Genomic DNA, 8496 nt, shown 5'->3' with positions numbered 1-8496 from the left:
CAGATACTCTATAAAACTCGTCAGATAGCCCCACATCTGTATTTAAGTTTCTACCAGCAGAAATTCTAAAAGCGATACCTTTATCGAACTTCAATTTAACAGACCCGCCTAGCCATTGATAAATTTGTAGATTATTTGGAGCATCTTCATTTCTGGTAATATCTAAAGTTTCATAATAGGCACCAATAACTACCCGTTTTCCAGTTTTAATGCCAGGAGCAAACCAGTTTAATATAAAGTCTCTGGTCTTTATGTCATCATTACCTCTAATCGATTTGTAATATTCTAAAAAACCTTCAATATCAAAAGTAGCATCATTATAATTTACATAAAGACTAGGTATAAAACCCTCACCTACTTTTGTCCCTGTGTCATTAGATAGCCATTTACCAGATGCAAACCCAAGAGAAGGATTGAGGTATAGTTTATTATTTAATAATTTAAATCCTAGACCAGCAGCTACTTCAAATAAAAGGTCATTTCCATCCCCATTACCAAAGGCGCCATTGGTCCAGAAAATACTGTACATTGTAATATCGAAGTTTTTATTGGTTTCAAAGTTTCCAAAGAAAATGGGAAAAAAACCAGCAGCAGTATTTTGCACTATTTTAGTAGCAAAAGTGGCTTTTTTCTTTTTTTCTAATTTTTCAGTTTCTTGACTATAAGCAAAGCTTGCCGGTAGTGAAAGTGCTAATAGTATTATAATTAATTTTTTCATTGTAATGTATATTTTAATATTTAAAAAATTGGTTTGTTAATTCGGCAATAGTTTTATGAGCCTCTTCTAAATGCAGATGATGGTTACCATCTAGCCAATGCGTAGTTGCCTTTTTAAAAAGATTTAACCTAGAATGGAATAGATTGTTAGAAAAAAGACCTTGATTGCCTAATATTAGGAGCGTATCGCAATTTATATGCTTAATAAATTGCTGCGCTTGCGCTTCTGTTATGTTATGAAACTTTGGTAATGCTATTTTGGGATCGTGAGACCAACGATAACCGCCAGAAACTTCTATTACCCCACGTTCTATAAGTGCCTTAGATGCATTGTATGAAATAGGGCTAATAACATTATCCATTCTTTCTCTAATGGCATCTGCTTTAGTTTTAAAAGTTATAGTGTCCTTAGGAGAAAAACCATAAAGTTTGGTTTTTTTTGCCATTTTAAGTTGCTGAAAAGCAGTTTTAAAATCGAGAACTATTTTCTTTTCTTTTGAAACAAAAGGAGCTCCTAAACCATCTATAAAAACGAGTTTGTCTACACGGTTAGGAAAAGCTCCAGCAATTATAGAAGCAACACCAGTACCTAAAGAATGCGCCAAGATAGAGCACGTTTTCCACCCTAATGTATCTATACAATTTAAAAGGTCTGTAGCGTAGTCCCATAAATAATAATTTCCATTATTTTCACGATGCTGAGACCAGCCATGACCTGCTAAGTCTATAGCAACTATATATAAATTGTCATTTAATAACGGGGCAATTTTATTAAACGAATTAGCATTATCTAGCCAGCCATGAATGGCAAGAATAGGCTTGCCGTTAGGTTTTCCCCATGTTTTAGCCTTTAAACAAAATCCGTTAACGGTAATATCTAATCTATTAGAAATTAATGTATCCATAGCTAGATTTGAGTTTTAATATTACTGTTTAAGAATTCTAAAGCCATGGCTTTTAATGCAATAACATTAAACTTTCCGTTTGGTGTTTTGGGCATTGCAGGTATTATAGAAATATGCTCTGGAACTTTATATGCTTCAAGAGCCTTTTTACATTCAAGAATAATAGACATTTCGCTAATATTTTGAGCTTCTTTTAAAACAACAAAAGCAAATAAAGCTTCTCCATAATCTTTGTGTGGTATTCCTGTAATAACAACAGCATTTATTTCTGGAAGCGTTCCAATAAAATCCTCAACCTCTTTAGGACTTACTTTAATACCTCTTGAATTAATCATATGGTCCATTCTACCCTTAAAGTAAAGGTATCCATCCTCGTCTAGGGAGCAATAATCGCCAGTATAGAGTACTTGTTCTCCAGGATAAATTCCAGTTTTTAACTTTTCGGCAGTTTTGCTTGGTTTGTTCCAATACCCTTTCATAACAGTAGCGCCCCTAATAACAAGTTGCCCAATTTGATGAGGTGTTGTTATTTTATTGTTATCATCATCTACTAGCCATAATTCGGTATTTGGTATAGCAATACCTACGCAATCTATTTTAGAGTCAATCTCTTCAGGAGGTAAATAAGTGCAGCGCTTACATTCAGTAAGCCCATACATAGAAAAAATTTTTGCATTGGTAAATAACGTTTTTATCATTTCAATATTTGTTCTAGTTAAAGCAGCTCCAGTATTGGTAACAGCTCTAACACTAGAGAGATCGAAATTTTTAACTTTATTTTGTTCATGCAGAAGCATAATCATAGTTGGTACTCCTGGCAATATGGTTATTTTTTTTGTAGCTATTTTCTTTAATAAAAAAATAGGCCATGTAAATTCCTTCTCCAATACCAATGTAGCTCCAGTTGAAATAGACATAATCATTTGGTATAAACCATAATCGAATGAAAGCGGTAGTGCGCAGAGCACCCTGTCTTTATAATTATAACTTAGATAAGTATTTAACGAGTGTGTTGCTGCAAGCATGCTATCGTGCGTATGCATGACACCTTTTGGCTCTCCAGTAGACCCAGAAGTATATATAATGGCAGCAAGGTCTATGCTTATTACCCCTGAAGGGATTAAAGTGTTAGAATTTGTAACTAAAGCATTTTCAAAAGCTTCCATCCAAGGTTCTGGTTGTGCTTTTGTAAGATTAGAAATAAGGACTTTCTTTAACCTATGAGCTTTAAAAATGGCTTTGTTTTCTAGAGCAATAGTTTCGTTTGTAATTAATATTGAAGCTCTAGAATCATTTAAAATATAATCTATTTTATCTGTTTTCATTTCTGTTCCAACTGGAATTACTATAGCGCCAACTTTTAAAATGGCCCAGAAGGAAATAATGGTTTCAATAGTATTACCTAATAAAATAACAATTCTATCACCACGCTGTATGCCCAAAGTTTGAAAATAACAAGCTAGGTTATTAGACTCATGCTCTATGGCTGTAAATGAATAGTCTTTTTTAGAAAAACTAATTGCAGTTTTATCTTGATATTTACCAGCACTTTGCTCTAGTAATTGTTGCATTTGAGTTATCATAATTATTTGTTTTGTAAGTTTGAATTAACTTCAGTTTATGCAATAAAAATCTATGCTATCTAGATATGTATTTTTCGGTGTATCTAAAATAATCTAGTAGTTAATGCGTGTCTATACTTTATTTTATAGACTGAAGTTGCTTAATTAAATGAATAAAGTAAAGAGTATCCTGCACTATATATAGCAAAAGAACTAAACAGGAAGGCAAGTACTCTTTACTTCTTAAATGGTTAAGTTAATTGTTTAACCTCAGATAAAACATAATCATAAATAGTTTGTAATGTGTTAAAATGTTTAGCTTCAATAGTATCTGCATTCACTTCAAATCCATTGATGTTATCTTCCAAATATGTTAAAAAGAACATAGAGGATAAAGAGTCAATTCCTAAATCATTTTTTAAATGCGATTCTAGAGTGATTGAATCTTTATTTAGGTTAGGGATGCTGTCCATTAACCCTTCTTTTATAGTGTTTAATATTGCTGTGTCCATGATGTCTTAATTAATTTAAAATTGGTGTTGGAGTTTTAAAGTCTACTAGTATTTGCATATCCATGATAGTCTTAGCAGTATCTTTTTTACGTATTAAATGAGTTTTACCTTTGTATAACAATACTTCGGCAGGAAACCCATGGCTATGAAAAAGACCTGGTGAAGAAGTAGGGCCATAGGCGCCTGAAGATTCTACTATTAAAATATCTGAAACTTTAACTTCTTTAAGTTTTATATTTCTACCAATAATATCATCTGGGCTACATAAAGGGCCGGCAACTTGGTATTCTTTTTCTTCTGCGTTTGTAGGAGCTGTAATATTTAACATAGGAAAATTACGCTTTACAACACGGCCTGAACCAGCTGCTGCCGAGTGACAATTTGTACCCCCATCTGTAACTACATAAGTTTTATTGTGGTTAATTTTAATGTTATTGACCTCTACAGCCATGTGGCCAGCTGTACCAATAATATAACGACCAGACTCCATTATAATTCGTGTTTCTGGAAACTCCTCATGGAAGGCATTACAAAGCGGCTTCATTAAATTAGCAAACTCATCAATGTTTAATGGTGTTTGGTTTTGGAAATAAGGAATCCCCATACCGCCACCAATATCTACCATTGTAAATTTTGTATTGTAACGCTTGGTTATAGTGCGGTATAAACCTAAAATATATTTAGTGTTTTCGTAGACAGATTTAGCATCTAATATGCTAGTTCCATTGTATACATGTATGCCTCTAATATTAACATGGGGTGTTTTTAAATAAGTTCCAAAGTTTTCAATAGCATGTTTTTCATCTATTCCAAATTGAGTTGGTCGTCCACCCATTTTCCAAGGAGAACCCTCAGCCGAAAAATCTGGATTTATACGTATTGCTATATTTACAGTTTTATTAGATTCTTTCGCAAAGTTAGAAATACGAGTAAGCTCATCTTCAGATTCTACAACTAAGGCAAAAATATTGAGATCAATTGCTCTTTTTAGTTCGTAATCTTTTTTGCAAGGCCCTAGAAAAATAATGTCTTCTGGAGTAGATCCAGCTTTTAACGCTATTTCCATTTCGGTAACAGAGCAAACTTCTGTACATGCGCCTTTAGAACGTAATAGCTTTACTAAAGACATGTTTGGGTTAACCTTTAGTGCATAGAAAATGTCGACACAATTAGGTAAAGCATTTCTTAACATGTAATAATTGTTTACTAGTTTTTCTCCATCATATATGTATGCAGGTGTGCCATATTTTCTTGCAGCAGCTGCAATTTTTGAGTGTTGTGTATTCATAATTATTGTATTTGTACTAGTCTAATAGATCTTTAAAATTCTCAGTGTAGTCTGCTTTTGAGTAGAAAAAAAGCATAGAAAGTTCTGTGCTTTGTTTTTTAAACAAAACATATAATTGTTTCTTTTAACTGAAACTTTACCTAAAAACTAGTGTGTTATTGTTGTTTTTAGTTGTCTGAATTAAACATGTCGTATTCAATAAGCCAATTATTCTTCTCTTTTTTCCAAAGAATAACATAAGAGCCTTCGAATACATGTTCGGTTTTAGAATTAACGTAACCTAGCATGTGGCAACGTTGAAATGCAACGTCCATATCACCAAAAAATTCTAGTTCATCTTGAAAGAATTCTACTCTATCTACAGCCTTTACACTTTCAGAAAACTCTTTTTCAATTTCTTTTCTGCCTAGTCTGGGTTTCTTACCAGGTTTCATAAAAACAGCATCTTTAGTGGTGTATTCTTCAGAGATGCCCTTTGCATCTTTGTTTTGCCATTTCGTTTCAAAACGTCTATCTGCAATATCTATAAGTTTAGCATTTTTTAGTAGCTCTTTTTCTGTTACCGTTTTAGAGCCATAATAGCTTACAATAGAGTTTTTGTATTTTATCTCTATGTTTTTTTTATTTGTAGATGTAGCCTTAAACGAATACATTACTATTATTACAAGAGTAGCAACTAAAATAGTTGCTTTATTTATAAAGTGTTTCATTGTTTTAATAAGTTAAATTAATGTTTAATTACGACAAAAATTTACATAAGCGATACCATTATATTTAGCATATAATACAATGTAAGTAATCTTAAATGTCGTTAAAAATAATAAGGAATTCTTCTGCTCAGTTAGGGAATGAAATATAACTGCATGTGTATTTACATACAATTAATTGGTTAAAGGGATTCCAATTTTAGTACTAAAAAAATCAAAATATTAATATTATTCTGAGTAGCTAAAACAGATAATAGTGAATATGTTGATATGTAAAATTTATTGTGTATCTGTATACAAAATGTGTCTAGATCACATTTAAATTTTTATCTAGAAAAAACTCAAACAGTTACATCTATAAAATTACAAGATCAAATTTACATAACTCAAATTGCTTTTAATCGTGTAAATATGCGTTTTGTCGAATAAATTAGGTATACATTTTTTTATTTAATATAGTGTTAGCAAGCTGACAATTATGAATATTTAACGATAAAATAACATCAGCATAAAGTAGAGTAAAAGGCTTAAAAACAAAATGTTTTTTTTGAAATTGTAAAAGGGTCAAAGTTATGAGCTATATTAAAGTATGATAGCTTATTTAATACTAGTATATTTGTTTCCATGAATTTTAAAAAAAGAGAATCGTTTTTTTAATATATATAACTTTATATAGAAGCTTAAAATATGACTACTACAGATTTGGTTAACCAAATAAAAACAAAGCAATCTTTTCTATGCATCGGTTTAGATGTGGATTTAAACAAAATACCCAAACACCTCTTACAAGAAGAGGATCCAATATTTGCATTTAATAAAGCTATTATAGACGCCACACACCACTTATGTGTGGGCTACAAACCCAACACAGCATTTTATGAAGCTTATGGCTTAAAAGGTTGGAAAGCACTTGAAAAAACAATTAAATATTTAAATGAAACATATCCAGAGCAATTTACAATTGCAGATGCCAAACGAGGAGACATAGGTAATACAAGTACTATGTATGCTAAAGCATTTTTTGAAGATTTAGCATTCGATAGCGTTACTGTTGCACCATATATGGGGCAGGACTCTGTAGAACCTTTTCTAGACTTTAAAGATAAACATACAATTATGTTAGCTTTAACTTCAAATAAAGGCGCTTTTGATTTTCAAACCCAAACCATCGAAGGTAAAAAGGAAATGTATAAACAAGTATTAGAAACCTCAAAAACATGGCAAAATGCTGAAAACTTGATGTATGTTGTTGGGGCTACCAAAGCAGAATATTTTCAAGAAATAAGAGCCATAGTTCCAGACTCTTTTTTATTAGTCCCTGGTGTTGGAGCACAAGGCGGGAACTTACAAGATGTATGTAAGTATGGTATGAATAAAAACGTAGGCTTATTAATAAACTCATCTAGAGGCATTATCTATGCTTCTAATGAAGTTGATTTTGCTGAAGCTGCTGCAGAAAAAGCAAAAGAACTACAACAACAAATGGAACTTATTTTAACAAAGAATTAATCAAGAATCTATTATTTTTTCTAAATGGAAAAAACTGTAAAAATAGTAGATCAAATAGGGAAGGAGCTTGTTTTGAAACAAGTGCCTAAGCGCATAGTGAGTTTAGTGCCATCTCAAACAGAATTGCTTTTCGATCTAGGATTAGAAGAGCAAATAGTAGGGCTTACAAAGTTCTGTGTACATCCATATCATTTAAAAAGTACAAAAGCTATTGTTGGAGGAACTAAAAATATTAAAATTGATAAAATTAAGGCGCTCAATCCAGATATTATTCTATGTAATAAAGAAGAAAATACAAAGGAAATAGTTGAAGCCTGTAACGCTATATGTACGGTACATGTTTCAGATATATTTACAATAAAAGATTGTATAGCGCTAATTACCCAATATGGTGTTTTATTTAATAAAAGAACTGAGGCCAATAAAATAGCCAATAAAATAACATTTAATCTTAATGATTTTCTTGCTTATATAAACAATAAACCATCGTATAAAGTGGCTTATTTTATTTGGAGAAACCCTTGGATGGTAGCAGGTAATACAACATTTATAAACTATTTGCTAACACTTAATAAGTTCGAAAATATTTATGGAAACTTAGAGCGCTATCCAGAAGTAGATATAAACAAAATTCAGTTAGAAGGAGATCCAGAATTAATACTACTGTCTAGCGAACCTTACCCTTTTAAAGATGAACATGCGTTTGAAGTTGGTCGAGTTTCTCACCATGCAAAAACAATATTTGTAGATGGAGAATATTTCTCTTGGTATGGTTCTAGATTAGTGAAAGCTTTCGATTACTTTAAAACTTTAAGAAATAGGCTGTGAATTCTCTCTAGAAAGAAATTTTAATTTATTTAACTTATTAAGCAGTTTCATTGCTTTATATTCAGAGTCATCGCTTAAAGCATGGTCTGTTTGCCTTAAATTATAAGCTTGCTCAACAAGTTGCTTGTAGCGCTTGTTAAGTTTTTGCTGGTGCTGTTTTAATAGATCTTTACGCTTCATTTATTTAGTTGGTTATATTGTATTAAATATACGTTATTTATTGATAATTAAAAAGTTAGCTTTATGTTTTTTTGCTGTATGAGGCGCTTATTAGAAAAAGATATAATACTTAGTGTTTTTTTACTAGTATTAATTTTCATTAATATATTACCAAATACACAAAACCAATTCTATATAGAATTGGTTTTATATTACTAAATTAACTAATTCAAGTAATATGTGAGAAAATCTACTTGCTGTACAAAAGTATATTAGTTTAGTTTTTATAATGTTATGTTAATGTTAGAC

Annotated in this window: 9 protein-coding genes; 2 read left to right on the top strand and 7 right to left on the bottom strand. The window is 31.3% G+C overall.

Annotated elements, in window-relative coordinates; translation table 11 throughout:
- The 6 genes from ACVC2P_RS10170 to ACVC2P_RS10145 all read right to left on the bottom strand — a co-directional run.
- Nucleotides 1-718: DUF6733 family protein (locus tag ACVC2P_RS10170; protein ID WP_452598368.1), on the bottom strand; the 718-nt coding region annotated here is incomplete at its 3' end.
- A gap of 13 nt (nt 719-731) precedes the next feature.
- Nucleotides 732-1622 (bottom strand): alpha/beta fold hydrolase, encoded by an 891-nt coding sequence (locus ACVC2P_RS10165; protein WP_452598367.1) that lies wholly within the window; start codon nt 1620-1622, stop codon nt 732-734.
- A gap of 2 nt (nt 1623-1624) precedes the next feature.
- Complete coding sequence (locus ACVC2P_RS10160) at nt 1625-3205, bottom strand: class I adenylate-forming enzyme family protein (protein ID WP_452598366.1); 1581 nt, start codon at nt 3203-3205, stop codon at nt 1625-1627.
- Between the two features lie 230 nt (nt 3206-3435).
- Nucleotides 3436-3696: an acyl carrier protein gene (locus tag ACVC2P_RS10155; RefSeq protein ID WP_452598365.1), complete on the bottom strand. Its 261-nt coding sequence runs from the start codon at nt 3694-3696 to the stop codon at nt 3436-3438.
- A 10-nt stretch (nt 3697-3706) separates the two neighbouring features.
- Nucleotides 3707-4984, bottom strand: coding sequence for a diaminopimelate decarboxylase (gene lysA / locus ACVC2P_RS10150; RefSeq protein WP_452598364.1), 1278 nt, complete (start codon nt 4982-4984; stop codon nt 3707-3709).
- Nucleotides 4985-5151: 167 nt separating this feature from the next.
- The gene (locus ACVC2P_RS10145) at nt 5152-5694 is read right to left on the bottom strand and encodes a YybH family protein (RefSeq protein WP_452598363.1); all 543 of its coding nucleotides are present in this window, start codon (nt 5692-5694) and stop codon (nt 5152-5154) included.
- Nucleotides 5695-6378: 684 nt separating this feature from the next.
- Here ACVC2P_RS10145 and pyrF point away from each other — a divergent pair.
- Nucleotides 6379-7200 carry an orotidine-5'-phosphate decarboxylase gene (gene pyrF / locus ACVC2P_RS10140; protein WP_452598362.1) on the top strand — a complete coding sequence of 274 codons (822 nt, stop codon included), beginning with the start codon at nt 6379-6381 and terminating at the stop codon, nt 7198-7200.
- 24 nt (nt 7201-7224) lie between these two features.
- Nucleotides 7225-8028, top strand: a complete 804-nt coding sequence (locus ACVC2P_RS10135; RefSeq protein ID WP_452598361.1) for an ABC transporter substrate-binding protein — start codon at nt 7225-7227, stop codon at nt 8026-8028.
- Here the strand turns inward: ACVC2P_RS10135 and ACVC2P_RS10130 are convergent.
- Complete coding sequence (locus ACVC2P_RS10130) at nt 8011-8208, bottom strand: Lacal_2735 family protein (protein ID WP_452598360.1); 198 nt, start codon at nt 8206-8208, stop codon at nt 8011-8013. The two genes, ACVC2P_RS10135 and ACVC2P_RS10130, sit on opposite strands and share 18 nt — an antisense overlap.
- Nucleotides 8209-8496 lie beyond the last annotated feature (288 nt).

The organism is Pontimicrobium sp. MEBiC01747 (genome assembly GCF_053601635.1).
Note: the sequence above shows the minus strand (reverse complement) of the source record. Positions and strands in the feature narration are given on the sequence as shown.